The sequence below is a fragment of the Natronorubrum daqingense genome (genome assembly GCF_001971705.1).
GTDB lineage: Archaea > Halobacteriota > Halobacteria > Halobacteriales > Natrialbaceae > Natronorubrum > Natronorubrum daqingense.
The window spans coordinates 269096-287936 of sequence record NZ_CP019327.1; the positions used below are offsets into that span (position 1 = coordinate 269096).

At 60.4% G+C, this 18841-nt stretch carries 18 protein-coding genes; 7 read left to right on the top strand and 11 right to left on the bottom strand.

Annotated elements, in window-relative coordinates:
• Positions 1 to 12: 12 nt before the first annotated feature.
• From BB347_RS01360 to BB347_RS01370, 3 genes are all read right to left on the bottom strand, one after another.
• Positions 13 to 957: an alpha/beta fold hydrolase gene (locus tag BB347_RS01360; RefSeq protein WP_076579146.1), complete on the bottom strand. Its 945-nt coding sequence runs from the start codon at positions 955 to 957 to the stop codon at positions 13 to 15.
• A gap of 84 nt (positions 958 to 1041) precedes the next feature.
• Positions 1042 to 2112 carry a methylmalonyl Co-A mutase-associated GTPase MeaB gene (gene meaB / locus BB347_RS01365; RefSeq protein WP_076579143.1) on the bottom strand — a complete coding sequence of 357 codons (1071 nt, stop codon included), beginning with the start codon at positions 2110 to 2112 and terminating at the stop codon, positions 1042 to 1044.
• Complete coding sequence (locus BB347_RS01370; protein WP_076579140.1) at positions 2109 to 2525, bottom strand: cobalamin B12-binding domain-containing protein; 417 nt, start codon at positions 2523 to 2525, stop codon at positions 2109 to 2111. Before BB347_RS01370 ends, meaB begins: the two co-directional genes overlap by 4 nt.
• Before the next feature lie 226 nt (positions 2526 to 2751).
• Between BB347_RS01370 and BB347_RS01375 the strand changes: the two genes are divergently transcribed.
• Positions 2752 to 3426: an HD domain-containing protein gene (locus BB347_RS01375; RefSeq protein WP_076579137.1), complete on the top strand. Its 675-nt coding sequence runs from the start codon at positions 2752 to 2754 to the stop codon at positions 3424 to 3426.
• A 59-nt stretch (positions 3427 to 3485) separates the two neighbouring features.
• Here BB347_RS01375 and BB347_RS01380 read toward each other — a convergent pair whose 3' ends face one another.
• Positions 3486 to 4169 carry a LysE family translocator gene (locus BB347_RS01380; RefSeq protein ID WP_076579135.1) on the bottom strand — a complete coding sequence of 228 codons (684 nt, stop codon included), beginning with the start codon at positions 4167 to 4169 and terminating at the stop codon, positions 3486 to 3488.
• 70 nt (positions 4170 to 4239) lie between these two features.
• On the opposite strand from BB347_RS01380, the gene BB347_RS01385 reads away from it, so the two are divergent.
• A complete protein-coding gene (locus tag BB347_RS01385) occupies positions 4240 to 4920 on the top strand; it encodes an O-methyltransferase (RefSeq protein ID WP_076579132.1) in 681 nt (226 codons plus the stop codon).
• Here the strand turns inward: BB347_RS01385 and BB347_RS01390 are convergent.
• Complete coding sequence (locus BB347_RS01390) at positions 4905 to 5357, bottom strand: hypothetical protein (protein WP_076579130.1); 453 nt, start codon at positions 5355 to 5357, stop codon at positions 4905 to 4907. The genes BB347_RS01385 and BB347_RS01390 overlap by 16 nt on opposite strands.
• Positions 5358 to 5586: 229 nt before the next feature.
• Here BB347_RS01390 and BB347_RS01395 point away from each other — a divergent pair, with 229 nt between their 5' ends.
• Positions 5587 to 6237 carry a methyltransferase domain-containing protein gene (locus BB347_RS01395; RefSeq protein WP_076580183.1) on the top strand — a complete coding sequence of 217 codons (651 nt, stop codon included), beginning with the start codon at positions 5587 to 5589 and terminating at the stop codon, positions 6235 to 6237.
• Between the two features lie 75 nt (positions 6238 to 6312).
• A complete protein-coding gene (locus BB347_RS01400) occupies positions 6313 to 7017 on the top strand; it encodes a sensor domain-containing protein (protein ID WP_076579127.1) in 705 nt (234 codons plus the stop codon).
• Positions 7018 to 7052: 35 nt separating this feature from the next.
• Here BB347_RS01400 and BB347_RS01405 read toward each other — a convergent pair whose 3' ends face one another.
• Together BB347_RS01405 and BB347_RS01410 are read right to left on the bottom strand one after the other, a co-directional pair.
• Positions 7053 to 7862, bottom strand: a complete 810-nt coding sequence (locus tag BB347_RS01405; RefSeq protein WP_076579124.1) for a creatininase family protein — start codon at positions 7860 to 7862, stop codon at positions 7053 to 7055.
• 66 nt (positions 7863 to 7928) lie between these two features.
• Positions 7929 to 8918 carry a DMT family transporter gene (locus BB347_RS01410; protein ID WP_076579121.1) on the bottom strand — a complete coding sequence of 330 codons (990 nt, stop codon included), beginning with the start codon at positions 8916 to 8918 and terminating at the stop codon, positions 7929 to 7931.
• A 260-nt stretch (positions 8919 to 9178) separates the two neighbouring features.
• Here BB347_RS01410 and BB347_RS01415 point away from each other — a divergent pair, with 260 nt between their 5' ends.
• A complete protein-coding gene (locus BB347_RS01415; RefSeq protein ID WP_076579118.1) occupies positions 9179 to 9979 on the top strand; it encodes a helix-turn-helix transcriptional regulator in 801 nt (266 codons plus the stop codon).
• Between the two features lie 126 nt (positions 9980 to 10105).
• On the opposite strand, the gene BB347_RS01420 is transcribed toward BB347_RS01415, so the two are convergent.
• From BB347_RS01420 to BB347_RS01430, 3 genes are all read right to left on the bottom strand, one after another.
• Positions 10106 to 11755, bottom strand: a complete 1650-nt coding sequence (locus BB347_RS01420; RefSeq protein ID WP_076579115.1) for a cation:proton antiporter domain-containing protein — start codon at positions 11753 to 11755, stop codon at positions 10106 to 10108.
• Complete coding sequence (locus tag BB347_RS01425; protein ID WP_076579112.1) at positions 11748 to 13499, bottom strand: cation:proton antiporter; 1752 nt, start codon at positions 13497 to 13499, stop codon at positions 11748 to 11750. Before BB347_RS01425 ends, BB347_RS01420 begins: the two co-directional genes overlap by 8 nt.
• Before the next feature lie 339 nt (positions 13500 to 13838).
• On the bottom strand, positions 13839 to 14462 hold the full coding sequence (locus BB347_RS01430) for an OsmC family protein (RefSeq protein WP_076579110.1): 624 nt from the start codon (positions 14460 to 14462) through the stop codon (positions 13839 to 13841).
• A 364-nt stretch (positions 14463 to 14826) separates the two neighbouring features.
• On the opposite strand from BB347_RS01430, the gene BB347_RS01435 reads away from it, so the two are divergent.
• Positions 14827 to 15990, top strand: coding sequence for an ATP-binding protein (locus BB347_RS01435; protein WP_076579107.1), 1164 nt, complete (start codon positions 14827 to 14829; stop codon positions 15988 to 15990).
• Between the two features lie 547 nt (positions 15991 to 16537).
• On the opposite strand, the gene BB347_RS18880 is transcribed toward BB347_RS01435, so the two are convergent.
• Entirely contained in the window at positions 16538 to 17077 is a 540-nt protein-coding gene (locus BB347_RS18880) for a hypothetical protein (RefSeq protein ID WP_076579105.1), read from the bottom strand.
• 249 nt (positions 17078 to 17326) lie between these two features.
• On the opposite strand from BB347_RS18880, the gene BB347_RS01445 reads away from it, so the two are divergent.
• Complete coding sequence (locus tag BB347_RS01445) at positions 17327 to 18808, top strand: hypothetical protein (protein WP_076579103.1); 1482 nt, start codon at positions 17327 to 17329, stop codon at positions 18806 to 18808.
• Positions 18809 to 18841: the final 33 nt, after the last annotated feature.

An 18841-nucleotide genomic window follows, 5' to 3' on the forward strand; every position in this document is an offset into this window, starting at 1 on the left:
GCCGTTGGATGGCTACTCGTCGACGCTGCCGGACGACTGTAACAACTCGGCGGTCAGGTACTCGAGGAATTTGTCGGGATGTTCGGCGTGTGGGAGCTGGGTGGCGTAGTCGATGACGACGAGGTCGAGGTCCGCAGCCTCGGCGAGGTCGCGCCCGTCGGCCAATGGAACGAGTTCGGCGTCTCGGCCCCAGACGAGCGTCGTCGGGGTCTCGAGTGCGGCCAGCTCCGTCGCGAGGTCGAACTCCGGGTCGAGCGTTCCGGACGCGAACGACGCAGGAGCGTAGCGAGCGCCGGATTGGTGGGCGCTTTTCCAGGCGTACTCGACTTCTCGCTCGTCGATGCGGGAGGAATCGTAGTAGCCGTCGCGATCGTAGAAGTAGCGAATCGAGGGTTTGCTCGCGAGTACGTTAAAGAGCGTCGTCCCGACGACCGGTGTCCGGAGGAGGGTGCGAACCCACGGTCGCTCCTCGCCCGTCTCGGCGGTCGGGCCGACCAGGACGAGTTGCTCGATATCGGTCTCGCCTGCCGCGTCGGCGGCGAACGCCCCGGTCAACGAGGAGGCGACGACGATCGGGTCGTCGGTGACGTCGTCGACGAAATCGCGGACAAACTCGGCGTATAGCGTCGCGGAGTAGACCAACGGCGGCCGTTCGGAGCGGCCAAATCCGGGGAGGTCGACCGCGAAGACGCGGTACTCCTCGGCCAGTCGCTCGACGATCGGCTCGAACTCGTGGCTGCTCGAGCCGGCGTAGATCCCGTGCAAGAGGAGCAAATGTGGATCGTTCGGGTCGCCGGCGACAGTGTAGCTGGTCTCGATCCCTCGCCAACGATAGGTTCGTTCGATCCCGACGAGCGGGTTCTCGAGGCCGTCCGCACGGTGTTTGAGGAGTCGGTTTCCGACCACGGCCGCGCCGACGGTGCCAAGCGCTCCACCGAGTAGTGTGCGGAGTCTCATATCCGACCGTTCACCATCGATGCTCTTAGGCCTGCGGTTGGCAATCAGCCCACGTCTACGGCGAGTGTCACTGCTGGGCAGCGCTCACTCGGTCTCGAGTTCCTCGAGACAGGCGTCGACGGGTGCCAGTACCTCGCCGGCGATGGCGTAGGGATCGGTCTCGCCGGTTCGGACGCGCTCTGCGAGCGCGTCGATCCCGCCGCTGTCGGCGAGTTCCTCCTCGAGCATCGCGTGGATGTCCTCGCGGAGGAGCGTGCGGATCTCCTCGGCGTAGCGCTGGCGGACCTGTTCGGCGTGTTCGCCGGAGTCGTGGAGGTACGTCCGGTGATCGTGAAACGCCTCGAGTAGCGTTTCGATTCCCTCGCCGCTCGTCGCGACGGTTTCGACGATGGGAGTGGTCCAGCCCGCGTCGGATTCGTCTTCGACAGACTCGCCGTCCCAGTCGTCGTGGGCGTCGATGACCTCCTGGCTGTGGTGACCGTCGCCTCCGCCGGCGGCGAAGCCGCTCTCGTTGCCCAGTTGGATCATGTCTCGCAGCTCCTGGACTGTTCGGTCGGCACCGTCGCGGTCGGCTTTGTTGACGACGAACACGTCCGCGATCTCGAGGATACCGGCTTTCAGCGTCTGAATCTCGTCGCCGGAACCTGGCGGGACGAGCACGGCGACGGTGTCTGCCGTGCGGACGATGTCGATCTCGTTCTGGCCCGCGCCGACGGTCTCGATGATGATCTTGTCCTTGCCGAAGGCGTCCATGGCTTTGACAGCGTCCGCGGTCGCCGTCGAGAGCCCGCCCAGGGTGCCGCGGGCGCTCATCGAACGGACGAAGACGTCCATGTCGCCGACGGTCGAGGCCATCCGAATGCGATCACCGAGAACGGCCCCGCCGGTGAACGGCGAGGAGGGATCGATGGCGATCACGCCCACCGTCTCCCCGCGCTCGCGGTAGGTTTCCGCGAGTTTGTCGACCAACGTCGACTTTCCTGCGCCCGGACTGCCAGTGATGCCGATGACGTCAGCCTCGCCCGTGTGCGCGTAGAGTTCCGAGACGAGGTCTCGGTAGCCCGGCGAGCGGTTCTCGATCTTCGAGATGACGCGAGCTAACGCGCGGTGCTTGCCCTCGAGGAGGTCCTCGAGTACCGTCTCGTCCGAACTCATCGCTCGGGTGCGTTCTCGCGGACGAACTCGATCGTCTCCTCGACCGACGTGCCGGGGCCGAAGATCGCAGAAACGCCCTGTTCCTCGAGTTGCTCGCGGTCTTCGTCGGGGATGACGCCGCCGGCGAGAACGAGGGTGTCGTTCTTCGCGTCGTACTCCGCTAAGCCGTCCATGATCTTGGGAACGAGCGTGTCGTGGGCACCGGAGAGGATCGAGATGCCGAGAACGTCGACGTCCTCCTGGACGGTTGCCTGGACGATTTCCTCGGGGGCTTTGTGGAGTCCCGAGTAGATGACTTCGAACCCGGCGTCACGGAACGCGCGCGCGATGACGTGAGCACCGCGGTCGTGACCGTCGAGGCCGACTTTGGCGACGAGACAGCGGATCGATTCTTGCTCCTGTTCGCTACTCATGTCCGGTACTTCCCCAGCCGCCTGTTTGACTTTAACGGAAAATTGTGGTGTTTCGGTTTCCCTCACAGCGGGGTAAGAGCGGTGACGAAACGGCACCGAGTCGGTGGGTTCGACGATCCAATCGTGGCGCACGCGAGCCGTAATCGGCGTGAACCAAAGGCTAAAGAGCGAAACGACCTAACAGTCTGGTAATGACTATCGTTCGTTTACTGCGGAGGGATCTCTCGTGGGCGTCGAGATAAAAGAAACCAAAGTGACCGACGCCGAGTTCGAGGAGATGAAAGGGTTCGTCTTCGAGTACCTCTCGGCCAGCGTCGAGAAAGAAGACGAAGGCGGCCGGATGCGGTGGTACCCGTGGCACTCCGCGGAGTACCGTCACAATCACATCCTCAACGTCGTCGATCTCGCCGAAGAGATCGCCTACGAGGAGGGCGCGGACGTCGACGTCACGCGCGTCGCCGCCCTCTTTCACGACGTCGCCAAACTCGAGGCCGACCAGGAACTCCACGCGGAAGCCGGCGCACGCGTCGCTCGAGAGTACCTCGAGTCGCGTGGGAGCTACCCCGACTCGTTCGTCGATCAGGTGTGTCGCTCGATCGAATACCACTCCTACCAGGGTGAGTTGACCGACCTCGACCGCGAGACGCAGTGTCTCGTCGAGGCCGACTTGCTCGACAAAGTCGGCGCCAACGGCACCGCGCTCATGCTCTTACGCATGGGCTACGAGGCGCGGACGCACATGGACGCCGACGAAATGGTCGATCGCGTCCTCGAGCGCGGCTACGACGCCGCTTCGCGCGTCCGGAGTGACACCGCGGAGGGAATCGCCCACCGACGACTCAAACGCGTCAAGTGGTTCAGCGAGTGGCTCGAGGACGAGATCGCTGGCATTGGCGAGTAGCGCCGACAGACGAACGCGGTTCGCGTTTTTTCGGCTCCCACCCGCCGTGAGCTGATACCTTAGACGAGTTGCAACATGCCGACGCCGAGAAAGAGCGCGCCGAAGCCGGCGAGCACGGCGGCGCTCGCCGCAGCGACCGCGGGCGCGAGGGCGTCGACGCGCCGACCGATCGCGACCAATCCGGCGGGGTAGGTGACGATCCAGATCGCGACGCCCGCGAAGAACCCGGAGAGCAGCGTCGGAGAGCCGGTTTGGACGACCATCGTACCCTCGAGCGACTCCCCGACTCCGGGGACGTGCGCGAGGACGTCGAGCGTTCCGGGCTGGAGTAACCCGACGCCGACGGTGAGCCAGAAGCCGAGTTGGTAGGGGTTCGTCAGCGAGAGCGCGAACGTCTTCTGGAACCCGTTCGAGGCGCCGGGGGAACCGTCCGCCGCGGTGAACGTCGCGGTGTTTCTGGCTTCCTCGAGGGCACCCAGCGCGAAGTAACACATGAGCACGCCGCCGACGAGGTAGAGGGCCGGCTGGACCGCGGAGGACTGCTCGAGGAGGGTCGCGACGCCGGCCAGCGTGAGGACGAAAAAGACGATGTCCGCCGTCATCGCACCTAACCCGGCCCGGAAGCCGGCCGCCCAGCCGCGGACGACGCTCTCTTCGGCGATGATGGCGTTCATGGGGCCCGGCGGGGCGGCGAGCGCGAGGCCGAAGACGACGCCCGCGAGTGCCGTTGCGAGGAGGCTCACTGGCGCTGAATGGGGCGCGTTTCGTGAAAAGGCCACTGGCTTTGATGTCGTTGGGGCCGTAGCGGACCGTATGGTCGACGTACTCGCAGATGACATCGAACGTTTCGTCCGCACGATCGGGCCGGATCCCGACGAGACGCTTCGCGAGATGGACGCCTACGCCGAACGCGAGGGGTTTCCCCACGTCGGACCTGCCGTCGGCGGCGTCCTCAGATTCCTCGCCCGGACGAGCGACGCCAAACGGATCTTCGAGTTCGGTTCGGGCTACGGCTACTCGGCGTATTGGATGGCCGGGGCGCTGCCTGCAGACGGCGAACTCGTCCTGACCGATGTCGATTCGGACGTCCTCGAGCGCGCCCGCGAGTACCTCGAGCGCGGCGGATACGCCGACCTCGCCCGATTCGAACTGGGCGACGCACAGGAGACGATCGAAGCGTACGACGGCCCCTTCGACGTCGTCCTGATCGACCACCAGAAAGAACGCTACGTCGAGGCGCTCGACGCGGTTCGTCCGAAAGTGCCAGTCGGCGGTGTCGTCGTCGCGGACAACGCGATCACGGCGTCACCCGTCGACTTCGACGATCTGCGCGCACTCGTCGATTCCGACGGTGGATCGACCGACGCGCTCGACGCGAATCCAGAAACTCGCGGTGTCGCCGACTACCTCGAGAAGATCACTGACGATCCGGACTTCGAGACGATTTTGCTGCCGCTGGGAGAAGGAATCGCCGTCAGTTACCGCGTGTCGTAGGATTCGCTCTCGAGAACCTTCTCCTCAGGCGCGTCGGCACTGGTCGTCGCGCCGTACTCGCGGAAGCCGAGAAAGGCCGTCGCCGCACAGGCGGTGAGCAACGTTCCCCAGGTCAGCGCGTCCAACGAGTAGACGTACACCGCGACATTGCCGGGAACGGCCAGGCCGACAGTCTCGAGACCGACGAGGTGAAAACTGGTGAGCGAGAGGAACGCGACCCAGAACCCGAGCGCGAGCGTCGCGAGCGTTCGCCGGGAGACTCGAGTCGCGTAACTCGCGACGCCGTAGACGCCGGCGATGGCGACGGCGGTCGCCGCGAGCGTCGGCGTCACCGTCTCGACGACGCTCCCTGTGGTTCCGGCGGCGGCAAGGCAGATGAACGAGACGGCGAGCAACAGTCGGTCAGAGCGAGTGATAGTCGAGAGCACGTCGTGCACCGGTTTGCTGGGACGAGTGGTCGATCGAATATATAACTTTGGCTCTGTCCCCGATATTGACGCGTTCTGTCGATTTACTCGGTTGTCCGTCGACTCGAGGTCATCTTGTCTTCGAGTCGTGGAGTGGACGTTCTCGCCGACGACTCGAGCCACGTGTTCTGACGACGATGCGATCGTGTTCAGTCCACATATCGGACCGCATAAGTACGCGAGCGATGTTCGCTGCACAATGAACGACGCCGATCGAGAGGCCGTCTACGGCCGGAACGAGTACTACTGGGGGACCGAGCCGAACGAACTGGCCAGACGAACGCTCGAGGAGTTTTCGGGTGCGGAGACGCAGTCGGCGGTGAGCGATACGCAGTGGGGAAGCGAGACGCCGACGGTGATCGATATCGGTGCCGGCGAAGGCCGTGATGCGGTGTTTTTCGCCGAGAACGGGTGGACCGTGTACGCGATGGATGTCTCACCGAACGGGTTGGCGAAGGCGGAGCGTCTCGCCGAGCGTCGGTCTGTCACCATCGAGACCGTCGAAGCCGACGCGAACGACGCACGTCTTCCAGAGATGGTCGACGCGGTCTACTCCGCAGGGACGGTTCAGTACATCCGTCCCGAGAACCGCGAACGACAGTTCCGGCGCTTTCAAGCCGACACGAAGCCCGGCGGCCTGCACGTGATCTTTGCGTTCGTCGACCACCCCGACGTACCGACGCCCCCGGATTGGACGGATAACGAGTACTTCTACGAACCCGGCGAATTGGCGGGCTACTACGAGGAGTGGGACGTTCTCGAGGTCGAATCCGTGATCTTCGACGACGAGTCGGGTGGTGAACCCCACCAACACGCAGCAGAGATTCTATTCGCACGGAATCGGCCCTGATCAGTTCGGTTTCCCCGCCTGGAGGGTGCCAACTGGTGGCAGAACGCTTTTGTGACAGCCGTCGAACCTGTTCGTATGGGCAACATTCCCGGCCCGATCAACGCCTCCGACAGCGTCGTGCGTTCCGTTTTCGGAATCGTCCTCGAGGCTCAGACCTACAAGAACGTCGTCTACCTGTTCTTGGCGTTCCCGTTGGGGTTCATGTACGCGATGTTCGTCTGGTTCGGATTCATTTTCGGGCTCGTCCTCTCGGTGTTCGTCGTCGGGTTCGGAATTTTGCTCGCGACCGTCTTCGGGACGCGACTCCTCGCCCGCTTCGAGCGCTGGCTCGCGAACGCGTTGCTCTCCCTCGAACTCCGATCCCCGTCCGACCGACCCCGATCGGGAGGGATCTGGGAGACGACCAAAGGCATGATCGATGCGCCCTCTACCTGGCGAAATCTGGGATTCATGACGCTCAAATTCTGGTTCGGGTTCGTCGGCTTCCTGCTCGTCGCCTTCCTCGTCAGTTCGATCGAGCTCCTCTTCACCCCGCTTCGCTATCCCACGGCGGTCGAGTTCGGTACCGTCAACGACCAACCGATCGTCTGGACGATCGAGACGCTCCCCGAGGCGCTCGTCGCCGTCCCAGTCGGCGCGCTCGCGGCGCTGGTGCTCTTGCACGTCTCGAACGGCGTGGCCTACGTCGCGAAACGAAAGGCGATCGCACTGCTCGGACCCGTTGCATCAAGCGAGGACTCAGACGACGGCTCAGAAGAACCTCACGAACCGGCACACTAACCTTCGACAATCGCCGTGCGCATTCGGACGGCGGGTTATCGCTCTGCGTCACCCTCGAGTCGATTCCCTGCTCGTGACTCGAGGTGGGACTTCGGCATGAGGTCCTCGATGGGTTGGTCGTCGAGCCACTCGAGGAGGGCCACGAGTTGGTCCGTCGCGGCTTCGAAGAGCTGCTCGCCGATTTCGGGTGTCGCGTCGGTTTGGTCGCCGAAGACGCCGTTTTCGCTGTTCTCGATGCAGTCGTAGAAGGTGGTCGCGCCGTGGACGCGTTCGGCGTCGTAATCGAAGACGGAACCGCCGTCGCGGGCGTCCTCGAGGCGGTCGGTTCGGACGAGTTCCTCGGCGATGTGCATGATCATGGCAGTCTCCTTGGGGCCGCCGTGAGGGCCGGGGGTGTCGAAGACTTCCGTAATTAGCTGGGGAATCGATTCGTCCCACATCCACTCGACGGCGTAGGCGGTTTCGTCCTCGTGGAGTCGTCGACCCACTTCGCGGAGGTGGGCGACGTTGCCGCCGTGGGCGTTGACGTAGACGATTCGGTCGATGCCGTGGTAGGTGAGGTTGCGAGAGAGGTTCTCGACGTAATCGCGAAAGACGGGCGCGTCGACCCACATCGTCCCGTGGAACTGCCGGTGGTGGGGACTGACGCCGATCTGAATCGGCGGGGTACAGAGCATATCCGCCCGCTCGCTGGCTGCTCGAGCGAGGGCGTCGGCGATCATGGCGTCGGTTCCCTCCGGCAGGTGTGGACCGTGTTGTTCTGTCGAGCCAACGGGCACGACGGCGAGTGACTCCCGTCCGACGTACTCGCCGAGTTCGGGCCACGTTCGGTGTGGAATGTACATGCGTACTCACTCGTCTCGACAGCCAAAACAGTGCGTATCGTCGTCCTCGATTTCCGGCGTCGCCGCTCAATCAGAGCGGTAGCCGCGAGGTTCTTCCGTCGCAGCCGTTGGCTCGTCGTGAGGTGGCGTCGACACCACCCACTCGGGAAGCGTCGCGCGAACGTCGATCGATTCGCTTCCGAGGACGGCGAATCCGCTGAAGATCAACAGAAAGCCGACGACCGCCAGCGGCGCGATGGCTTCGCCGAGCAGCGCCCAGCCACCGAGCGTCGAGACGACCGGGACGACGTAGAAGACCAGGTTCGCCTGAATCGCACCTGTCGACTCGAGCAGACCGAAGTACGCGATGTACGCGAGGACGCCGGCGAAGACGCTCACGTACGCGAGGGCGACGAGCGCGTTCGTCGACCAGGTGATCGCGGCCCACGACTCGCCGGCGGACCAGGAGAAGCCGTGCGTGAGCGCCGCCGCGAGTGGCAGTCCCCACGCGATTCGGGCCGTACTCGAGAGCGTTGCATTTGCGCCAGCACGGCGAATTAACACGGCTCCGAGTGCGGCGCTCGCCGCGCCGGCGAACAGGATGGCGCGACCGAGAGCGTCGCCGCCGACCAGCATCGCGGGGTCGGGACTGACCACGAGCGCGACGCCGACGAGTCCGAGGACCATCCCGAACGCGCCGCGGGTGGACAGTCGCTCGTTCGAGAGCAAGACGGCGGCGAACACCGGCGTCAGGATCGGATTCAGGCTGAAGACGATCGCGCCGACGGCACTGGTGGCGTACTGCTGACCGACGAAGAGGAGCGCGTTCGCGAGGCCGATCACGAGGCCACCGGTTGCGAGGATGCCGACCACGTCGCCGCGCGTTCTGGGTCGTAGGTCCTCGACCGATGCGGTGAGCGCAACGTAGCCGAGCATGATGATCGCGGCGAGGTCGAATCGCAGCGCGACGAACAGAAGCGGCGGGAAGTACTCGAGGCCCGCTTTCGCGGCGACGAACGTGCCGCCGAAGAAGACACTCGAGAGGGCGAAGAGAACGATCGTTCGGCGATCGATCATGGGTTCACCCCGATCGTCCGAAGAGCCGTGACGACCCCAACACGGGATCGTCGGTGTGGAGAGAGATGGAACATCGTGTTTCGTATGACGGGCCCAGCGGGGATAGTTTAATTCAGAAAAATCCTCATAGCAGGAAATCGTGGAGGGGGCAAGAAAGGAGCGCGTCCCGGGAAACGAACTCATGCACGTCCCGTGGTATCACACTGTGAAAAGATTTCACGGTGCGAAAGCACTAACTCGACGCACCCGAAGATGGACGTATGGAATCGGCACTCGAGGAGATCGAGTTCCTCGCGCTGTCACCGAATCGCGTGGCGGTACTCGACTCGCTCGCGACGGGTGAGCGGACGCGAAACGAACTCGCTGCGGAGACGGGGGCCTCACAGGCGACGCTGGGTCGTATTCTGAACGATTTTCGAGACCGCGCGTGGATCGAACGCGAGGGGAGTACGTACGTCGCGACTGCGACGGGACGACTCGTCAGTTCGGGATTCACCGATCTCCGGGAGATCATCGAAACCGAACAGCGACTTCGAGGCGTCGTCGAATACCTCCCGACTGACGCGCTGACGTTCGACCTCAGGCGATTGGCCGACGCGACCATCACGACGCCGACGCAGATGCGCCCGAACGCGCCGTTGTCACGCCTGCTCGAGTTGCTCGAGGACGCCGACGAGGTGTGGACCGTCTCGCACGCGTTCAACGAACAAACGCTGACGGTCGTACAGGAGCGAACGGCGAGAGGGGAGCAAGCCTTCAAAGGCGTCTTCTCGCAGCGAGCGATCGACGCACTCGCCACCGACGACGAGTTACAAACTCGACTCGAGGACCTCCTCGAGGAAGACGATGCAGCGGTTCGCGTCCGCGAGGACGGCGTCCCGCTCGCGGTTATGCTCCTCGACGACGTCGTCTACCTGCTCGTTCGCGACGAACACGGCGTCTTGCGGGCCTCGATCGATACTGACGACGAAGTCGTGCGATCGTGGGCCCGAGAAACCGTCGACGACTACTGGGAACGCGCCGACTCGCTCGAGGGGGCGAACGACGAATTTCTCGAGTGAGCGTTCGTCGGCACGTTCGCTTTCGCTATCGTCGCCACCGTGAGGGCACTATCCAGATCGTCGTGGTCGTACCCGTGTGCGATCGACGTTGGTAGTCTCGCTCCCCGCCGAAACGTTGTGGATCGGTCACGCTTCTCTCGAACCACCTGCCTGGTCACGGCTGCGCTCGACGAACTCTTCGCGAGAGAGTTCCTCCGAGAGGAGCGCCTCGAGGTCGTCTCCGATGCGGTCTGCGGCGATCGTATCCGGATTCAACACCGCGTCCACGCCGCGGTCGAGGAACGCCTCGGCCGTCTCGGTCTCGTCGACGCGGACCACGCGCGAGACGTCGGTCTCGAGATCGACGACGGCCTCGGCGCGGTCGTGTTCCGGCGTCAGGGAGACGACGAGCGCGGCGGACTCGAGATTCGCGTACTCCCAGACGTCGTCGTTCGCCACGTCGCCGTAGACGTAGTTCTCACACGAGTCGCGAATCTCCTCGAGCAGGAGTGGATCGTCCTCGATCACGAGCGTCGGCCGGTCGAGACGCGAACAGGCTTCGAGGACCTGTCGGCCGCCGTGTTCGAAGTCGACGACGATGACGTGGTCCGAGAGGTCGTCCGCGACCGATGCTCGGTTACCGACCGATTCGCCGAGTCGCTGAACGACGCCTCGATCGCGAAGCCAGCGGTTGATCTCGCCGGCGTGACGACCAGTGTACGTCGCGACGAGCATCGTTACGACTGCAGCGAGGACGATGGCGTTGAAGACCTCCCGAGCGATCTGGTCCGCGGCGAACGCTTCGATCGCGATGAAGAGGCTGAACGTACTCACCTGATCGAGGGTTAGTCCCGTCAGAATCGCGCTCCGTCCGTCGAAACCACGTCTGAGCAGGATGGCTGTGACGAGAAGTGGGTTGACGATCACGACCGCGATCACCAACACGAGCGTATATCCGAGCGACTCGAGCGACGGGAGAGCCACCAGCGCCCCGAGCGTGATGAAGAAGATCGGCGAGAAGAAGTCCTCGAGGTCGTCGACGGTGTCGACTAACTCGAGGGAGTGTGGATAGTCGTCGGCGATGGCGATGCCGGCGGCGAACGCGCCGACGACGATCGAGAGGTCCGCGGCTTCGGCGAGCGCGATGAAGCCGACGACGAACGAGATGCCGATCAGCATCATCACTTCCGAATCGCCGCGAAGTCGTGCCGTCAGCCGGTGAAAGAGAAGGTATCGAATGCCGACTGCGAGCGCGATCAGGCCGCCAGCGACGGCGAACTGTTCCCAGGCGGGCGTCGCGGCGTAGACGAACGCGCTCAACGAGAGGACGACGAGCACGCCGAGCAGGTCCTCCGTGAGGTGGATCGACTCCGCGAGTTGCTGGTAGGTCGGACGGACGTCACGCTCGGTGCCGAGGTAGCTGGTCGCCACGAGCGAGGAACTCAACGCGGCAGCGATACCTAGGTAGCCGGCGTTCAGGGGATCGAGGCCGAACGCGAGCCCGACGCCGACCGTCAGCGCCCCGACGACGGTTGCCTGCACTACCCCGACGGTGACGCTGACCCGGCCGGTCGACCGAAATGCCTCGAGGTCGACGTGGACGCCGAAGAGGAACACGAGGAAGGCGATACCCCACTGCGCGAGGTCGAGCAGTTGCGTTTCGTCGATCGCCGCTCCAGCGACGATGCCCGCGAGGAGGTAAAACGGGATCACCGAGAGCTCTTTCTGGGCTGCGACGAGTAACAACGCGGCTGCGAGCACGAATATCAGCGTCAGCGCGAGGAGGATATCATACATCGTTCTCACCACCGCTGTCGGTCGGGTCGGCATCCGCTCCGCCGTCGTCGGTCGCGACGGTATCGACCGGTCGCTCGTGTTCGCTCACACGGTCGTTCAGCGCCTCGAGTCGCCGTTCGAATTCTTCGGGGTCGTCGAGTAACTCGAGGACGGTTTCGAACTCCTCGCCGACGAGTTCGCGTTCTAACACGACGTAGTCCGCGCCGGCCTCGCGGAGGCGTTCGGCTTCGGCGTCGGTCGTCGCCGTCACGATGGAGAGCGCGTCGGGTGCGTCCTCGACGAGCCGCAGGTTAACGTCCGTTCGCTGGGCGACGCTGATCAGGACGGTCGCGCCGCCGACGTTCGCTTCCTGACGAATGTCGCCGTGTCGAGCGTTGCCGAAGATGAAGCCGTGCTCGCGTTCGGAGAGTTCCTCGACGTACTCGGCTCGGTCCTCGACGAAGACGACGTCATCTACGTCGTCCTCGAGCACCTCGGCGAGTTCGGCCGAGAGGCGGCTGTAGCCGACGCACACCGCGTGGTCAGCGTACTCGACCGGTTGTGCCTCGATGGTGTCCTCGCGCTCGAGTCGTTCAAGGTACGGCCTGACGAGTGCGAATATCTGCCTGTTATAGATCACGTAGTAGGTCGAAACCGGCATCGTGATCAGTGCCATCAGGCTGAGGAAGCCGAGGATCCCTTCTTCGATGAAGCCTTCGTTGACGGCTAACGTGCCGAGGACGAGCGAAAACTCGCTGACCTGAAGCATCGAAATCGTCCCGAGGAACGAGGTCTCGATATCGAAGCGTTGGCTGTAGAAGAGCCCGAAGACGATGAAGAAGTTGATGACGATGAGTGCGACCGCTGCGATAATCGCTTCCTGCCAGTAAGCGAGCAGTTGATCGACTTCCATCTGGAGGGCGATGCTCGCGAAGAAAATCGCGATGAAGAAGTTCGTCGCCGGGCGCATTCGCTCCTTGAGCTCCGTGCTGTAGGGGAGTTGTGCGAGTGCGAGGCCGGCGAGGAAGGCACCGACCTCGACGGAGAGTTCGAGCGATTCGGCGGCGAAGATGAACAGAAACGCCCAGCCGATGCCGACGGTGAAGAGCGTACTCTTGTTCGCGGCGCTGGCGCGCAACAGCGTCGGCAGGAGGTACTTGCTCCCGAGGTAGGCGAGGACGCCGATGAGTCCCATCAACACGAGCACGCGCCCGATACTGAACGCGATCTCCCCGAGGTCATCGACGGCTCCGACGGAGAGAATCGCGAGGGCCAACACGAGGTAGATGTCCTGGAAGATCAGAATGCCGACGTCGACTTTGCCGTAGAGTTCTTTCAGGTCTTCTTTGTCTCCGAGCACCTTGACGATGATCGGCGTCGCACCGAAGGTCGTCGCGAGCGCGATCATCAGCGACTGAAAGAGCGTGAAGCCGAGGAGGAGAGCGACACCCGTCGACGCGATGGCCTGCAAAACCGCCTGGCCGAGCGCAATCGCACCGACGGGGCGCATGATCTCCCTGATGTCGTCGAAGCGCATCTCGATCCCCAGAACGAACAACAAGAAGCCAAGTCCGAGTTCCGCGATGATCTCGATCAGTTGATCCTCGGCGACGATGCCGAGGCCGATCGGGCCGACGACGACCCCCGTCAGCACGTAAGCGACGATCGTCGGCTGTTTCGTCAGCCTGGCGATGTAGCTGAGGACGGCCGCAGCAACGATGAGCAACGCGAAATCCGTAGCCAGTGCAATGCCTCCGAGCGACATAGTCTTCAATCAAACTGATCAGCGACGATTCGACGGTAGTCACTCAATCGTTCCGTACACTGCCAGAAAAGGCTTGTCGCTGCAGTATCTCAGGTTTGGGAATAGTACACGAATGGGTACATATACCACTAGCGAACGGTGAACCCATCACGTTCGTCCATCGAACGACGGGACACCAGTTTGTCCGAGTTGTGCTGTTACTCGAGGCAATAGTGGCTGCTCGAGTCACGTGAGTCGGCAACTGGCCGTCACTGAGTGGGGAGTGCTCGAGCGCAGTACGTGTCTCACTCCGCGAACACGTTCGGTAAGGATCGAAAAGATTGCCGCGCGTTCACGCGTTTACGCTGCCGTCTGGAACTCCACTCGAGGCCTGTTGGGCTGCTCGAGCGTCACGAGCGTGTAGACGGGCGAGCGCTTCGGGTAGTCGCGCACGGCCGATTGCTCCTCGGGGGTCAGGTCGCCAGTTACGTCGACGTCGATCTCGAGTTCGCCGTACATCTCGTCCGCCCGGTCCGTGTCGTGGATACCGAACAGCATGCTGAGATCGACCGGCGCGCGAACGGTCGTCGTCACGCTCTCGACGTCGATCCCTTCGCGGATCGCGTTCCAGACGATCGTGCCGTTGATGCACGCGGTGAGGCCCGCGAGCGCCCCTTCGATCGCCTCGTAACGGTCCGTCGGCTCGAGGTAACCCATTGCCTCCTCGAGTTCCGGTGGGAGACCGAACTCGAGGACGTGTTCGCGTTCGTCACCCATCTCGTCACCGCCGAGCGCCCAGTCGCCGATCGTCGCCGTCGTGCGGTTCGCCACCGCTTCGGTGTCGCCCGAGGCGCGGAACTCGAGCATGCCGTCGTCCGGGTTCGCCTCGAACCACTCGATGAATTCGTGGAAGTCGCCAGCGTCGAGGCCGTGTTCGACCTCGCCGGTTCGCTCCATCGTGGCTTGGTGGTCGTCTGTCGTCATGATACTCCCTCGAGTAGAGGTTCGTCGTCAGCGGTCTTAACCTGTTATTGCGAGACTCGCGTACAGTCCGTTTCGGTGGCTCTACCACACAGCGTGGGTGTCTACCGGAGCGACTAGTACTGAACAGCTGGGAATCGGTTCCGGTCGTCCAGAGAGACAACGGTGTGAGTCGTCGGCTGTTCGGCTTGGCAACCGTCCTCGTCGAGAGCGGGTTCTGCGTCTCCGCCTGCTCACAGGCGTTCGTATTCAATCCACTCGCGGTACAGTCAATACGACGTTACCGACGGACGGACCTCTCAGGCTCGAATGACACTCATCGAATCCGTACAAAACGCCTACCTTTTCAGCGTCCGGATTGGTACTGATGGCGTTCGTGACTCGGTACGTCTCCCCGACCAGTGGCAGAGGGGTCATCCTCTTTCTCGGCCTTACGTACGCAACGCTTTCGCTCGTCTGGGCGAGTTTGCGGTTGTCCAGCGGCGAACCGTACTCGAACGTCGCCGTCATCATCTTACTCACCGGCGGCCCGGCCTTCGTTCTCCTCTACGGCGGGTTCCAGTTGGTACACGCCGATCTCGATTCCGACCTGTACCCGCTGATCGGCGGCTGGACCCTCGGCGCCGTCGGGGTAATGTTCGCTCTTTTGAGTCTCTACCACTTTCAGCCCGCTGACAGTCTTCGCAATCCGTACCGCGAAATCCTCGTCCTCACTGCGCTCAGTAGCGTCGCGGGGCTGGGCGTCGGGATGTACGACGCCCGTGCCAGGACGAGCGCCCGCGAGCTCACCCAGCGCAACGAGGAGTTACAGCGCCTGCAAGCCCAACTCGAGGCGTCGAACGAACGCCTCGAGCAATTCGCTTACGCGGTCTCTCACGACCTCGAGGAGCCACTGCGGATGATCACGAGTTACCTCTCGCTTTTGGAACGTCGCTACGCGGACGAACTGGACGACGACGCCGACGAATTCATCGACTACGCCGTCGACGGCGCAGAGCGAATGAAAGAGATGATCGACGGCCTCCTCGAGTACTCTCGTATCGAGACGCGAGGCGAGTCCTTCGAATCGGTCGACCTCGACGCGCTCCTTACAGACGTCCAGCAAAACCTCGAATTACAGATCGACGAGAGCGACGCAAAAATCACCAGCGACGCGTTACCTCGAGTCACGGGCGACCCACGCCAGCTCCGACAGGTGTTTCAAAACTTGCTCAGCAACGCACTCGAGTACAGCGGCGACGACCCCCCTCGCGTTCACGTCGGAGCGACAGCAACGGACTCGAGGTGGCAGATGTCCGTCCGGGACGAGGGTATCGGCATTCCACCCGAGCAACAAGATCGCGTCTTCGAGGTGTTTCAACGTCTCCACAGTCACGAAGAACACGCCGGCACGGGGATCGGACTCGCGTTGTGCCAGCGGATCGTCGAGCGCCACGGCGGTACCATCTGGATCGATTCCGAACCCGGCGCGGGTACGACCTTTACGTTCACTCTGCCGCCAACCCAAGCACCCTCGAAACCGGCCCGATGAGGCTTTTGCGGGAGACTCGAGTCAGTGTGAACACGACGGCGTGCTCGAGTGCGAGTACAAGCCAGATGCGGAATCGACACGGCTTCTCTCCGAGACGCAGAAATAGGCGAAAACGCTTCGGAAAGCATTCTCGAGACTGGTGTTGAGAACCGTCACTGCTCGAGGAGTGGCACCTGTAAATCGATGGCCTCGGCACTCGAACAGGAACGACTTACCAGTACCACGATATTATCTAAGAAGAATCGATACCATTAGGCCACTTATCGGTATCATTATTATCTGATATGGTGTCTATCTATATGGTGTTTTCGCATGTCCGAAGTCCCACCAGCGCCACGGCGAGCGAGTGATGAAGCCAGAAATCTACCCGAAGATACGACGAGTCTCGAGGTGTATTGCCATCGCCAGCACAAGGGCGAATGGATGAAAGAAGCTGAAGAACAGGGATGCAGTCTTAGTCAGTACGTCTATGACCTAGTGCAAGAAGCTCGCTGGCATCGCCAAGACGGCGACGTCCCGGTGAATGTAGAGTACTGAATACTGATCTCTATGTGCTCGAGTCTGTGACTGCTGGTTCTTCTCCCGGGATTTCCTCTTTAGGAACTATTGCTAGCTTTGAATCATTCTCCTGAGCAGCTTTACATCGACTAAAGAGCGCGTGAACTCGGCCAATACCCTCAGTGAATTCAAACCCGTCCTCATCTTGCTCATCACGGAGTTCACAGTAATGTAGATACGATTTTAATCGCCAGTCACTAGCGACTGGCCACCAAACCGCCGATGGCTCTGCATCCATCTGGCTCTCCCAAGTTTCGATAAGATCACGAACAAAAGGCGAAAGTTCATCCCCTGATTTTCTGAGGCGGAGTTCGTCATCAATCGCATCTTTGAGGAAAGCAGTTTGTTCGATTGATGTCGATGATGAGGACTCGGCTTCTACAAGCTCCTTTAGCGCCCTCAGATCTTCTTGGTAGATCGAAACGGCATATGCGGGCCCATAGGTATCTGAGGGGAAGTGTTCATGCTGAGGTACATTCGGTCCTTCATGTGGTTCATTATTGCCAAAATTATCATCGAATATTCCCATGACTGATACTCATATTCAATAGAAATTAAACTTCTGGTCATCGATAAATCTGAATAGACTTGGATCCCACTGGCGAAATCAACCCCACAATATCGGGTAACACTAGAATTATGATAGTAGGCTAAAAGTCAACTACATGGACACTCCGCAATCACGTGATGCTGATCCCCTGGTCTGTAAACTACGGTCTGCCCATCTCGAGAGTGGCTCTATTGGGAAGAAATCGACATTATATTGCGACATATAACAGTGGATTCAGATATCATTCTCAAGGACGAGGCGGATTCGCTTGAGCAGTATTGCCAGTCGCTAAAAGATCTAACTCACCTTCAGGAGTTCGAAGAAACCTATACGGTAGCAAGACGTACAGCAAAGACTTGGACCTCATATGGCCAATATTTGCCTAGCGAATTGCTTAGCACGGAATATAGGTGGACAAGGATTGAGTGTGGGCGCTTCTTTGTATATTCCTTCTCAATCCTTGAAGATATTTATCCGAAACTCTTAGCTCAGGAATTAGGTGAGAAGCCGAAGAAAGCAGAGAATTATCTATCCGGGATAAGTAAAGCACAACTCGAGGAGCTATTGTATCATTTTGGTATTATTGATGGGAAAACAAAACATGAGTTGGGGAAAATTCGGAAACGTCGGAATACATTCGCACATGGACATGATCCTCAGGAAAATTATTTTGGTGATATAGATCTCTTATCTGCTATTGATCGACGTTATAACGTGATCTCTGATTTTATCGAAAGAGTCTACGATAATTCACTTCCAGATATTGCAAATTATGTTTCAAAGTGTTACGAAGTCCCGATCAAACGTCATGATAGGCTTCAAGACTATGCAACTGCTCAGCTCCTAAAAATTTATAGAGATCTGGAACCAGAGATGGCTGCGTTTCCATCGGGGTTTCAAGAGGAAGTCAGAGAAGACTTTGAAGAAATAATGGTACCTCTTCCTATCAATATTGAAGAAGAGCTTGAGCGGAGGGGTTATGATCCAACCACGATCTCAGAGGTTGTTCCCCCTGCTCGCCGACCTTTAGAACTAAAATCAACTGAATATTCTATAGATGACACCTATATTGATATCACGCTTACTGATTATCAGGAGCTAATTGGCTGGGACCATAATTTCGAGCTCTCATTCCATTTTGAGTTGCTAAATTACTATGCATATAATGGGAAGAGGACAGAGAAACCACCAAAACAGGCTACTGCACTTTTACTGATGGATGGAACGATTGTCGATACTGAGCAGATATCACCAGTTCCAGAAGTAGGTACTCGCTGGAGCGTGAAATTGTCGTACCACCTAGGAGAAGAGTTCTATGCAACCCCCACAGTACCGATTCGATACGGAATTATTGTCGAAGGAGAGGATCGATATCATATGAGTATTCGTGACGAGTCTATCCTTAATATGGTCCCAGTCTCACGTGAATTCACAGAAGCTAAATCCCGACTACATGGGTTGACTGTAAATGATCAATCACGAGAAGAAGTGATTAATACCCTTAGAAATGTGAGGTCTAAGTTGAGATATATTGAACAAACCGTTAACCGGTTTAACTCTGATGTAAATATGTGTGACGTAAATAATTTAGAAGAGATGGACAAAGATGAAATTCTCGAGGAGATAGAAGAATTATCAGGTACTATCGAGGATTACCATCGAGTATTTGGGCTAGACAAAGAGCAGCAGGTGAGAGAAAACAACCATTGAACAGGTTGCACATCTGGCCAGCTGTATACGCGA

What these genes read in the sequence shown, in the direction of transcription:
- BB347_RS01360 (WP_076579146.1), bottom strand. Translation starts at nt 957, where the DNA reads ATGAGACTCCGCACACTACTCGGTGGAGCGCTTGGCACCGTCGGCGCG.
- meaB (WP_076579143.1), bottom strand. Translation starts at nt 2,112, where the DNA reads ATGAGTTCGGACGAGACGGTACTCGAGGACCTCCTCGAGGGCAAGCAC.
- BB347_RS01370 (WP_076579140.1), bottom strand. Translation starts at nt 2,525, where the DNA reads ATGAGTAGCGAACAGGAGCAAGAATCGATCCGCTGTCTCGTCGCCAAA.
- BB347_RS01385 (WP_076579132.1), top strand. Translation starts at nt 4,240, where the DNA reads ATGGTCGACGTACTCGCAGATGACATCGAACGTTTCGTCCGCACGATC.
- BB347_RS01395 (WP_076580183.1), top strand. Translation starts at nt 5,587, where the DNA reads ATGAACGACGCCGATCGAGAGGCCGTCTACGGCCGGAACGAGTACTAC.
- BB347_RS01400 (WP_076579127.1), top strand. Translation starts at nt 6,313, where the DNA reads ATGGGCAACATTCCCGGCCCGATCAACGCCTCCGACAGCGTCGTGCGT.
- BB347_RS01405 (WP_076579124.1), bottom strand. Translation starts at nt 7,862, where the DNA reads ATGTACATTCCACACCGAACGTGGCCCGAACTCGGCGAGTACGTCGGA.
- BB347_RS01410 (WP_076579121.1), bottom strand. Translation starts at nt 8,918, where the DNA reads ATGATCGATCGCCGAACGATCGTTCTCTTCGCCCTCTCGAGTGTCTTC.
- BB347_RS01415 (WP_076579118.1), top strand. Translation starts at nt 9,179, where the DNA reads ATGGAATCGGCACTCGAGGAGATCGAGTTCCTCGCGCTGTCACCGAAT.
- BB347_RS01420 (WP_076579115.1), bottom strand. Translation starts at nt 11,755, where the DNA reads ATGTATGATATCCTCCTCGCGCTGACGCTGATATTCGTGCTCGCAGCC.
- BB347_RS01425 (WP_076579112.1), bottom strand. Translation starts at nt 13,499, where the DNA reads ATGTCGCTCGGAGGCATTGCACTGGCTACGGATTTCGCGTTGCTCATC.
- BB347_RS01430 (WP_076579110.1), bottom strand. Translation starts at nt 14,462, where the DNA reads ATGACGACAGACGACCACCAAGCCACGATGGAGCGAACCGGCGAGGTC.
- BB347_RS01435 (WP_076579107.1), top strand. Translation starts at nt 14,827, where the DNA reads ATGGCGTTCGTGACTCGGTACGTCTCCCCGACCAGTGGCAGAGGGGTC.
- BB347_RS18880 (WP_076579105.1), bottom strand. Translation starts at nt 17,077, where the DNA reads ATGGGAATATTCGATGATAATTTTGGCAATAATGAACCACATGAAGGA.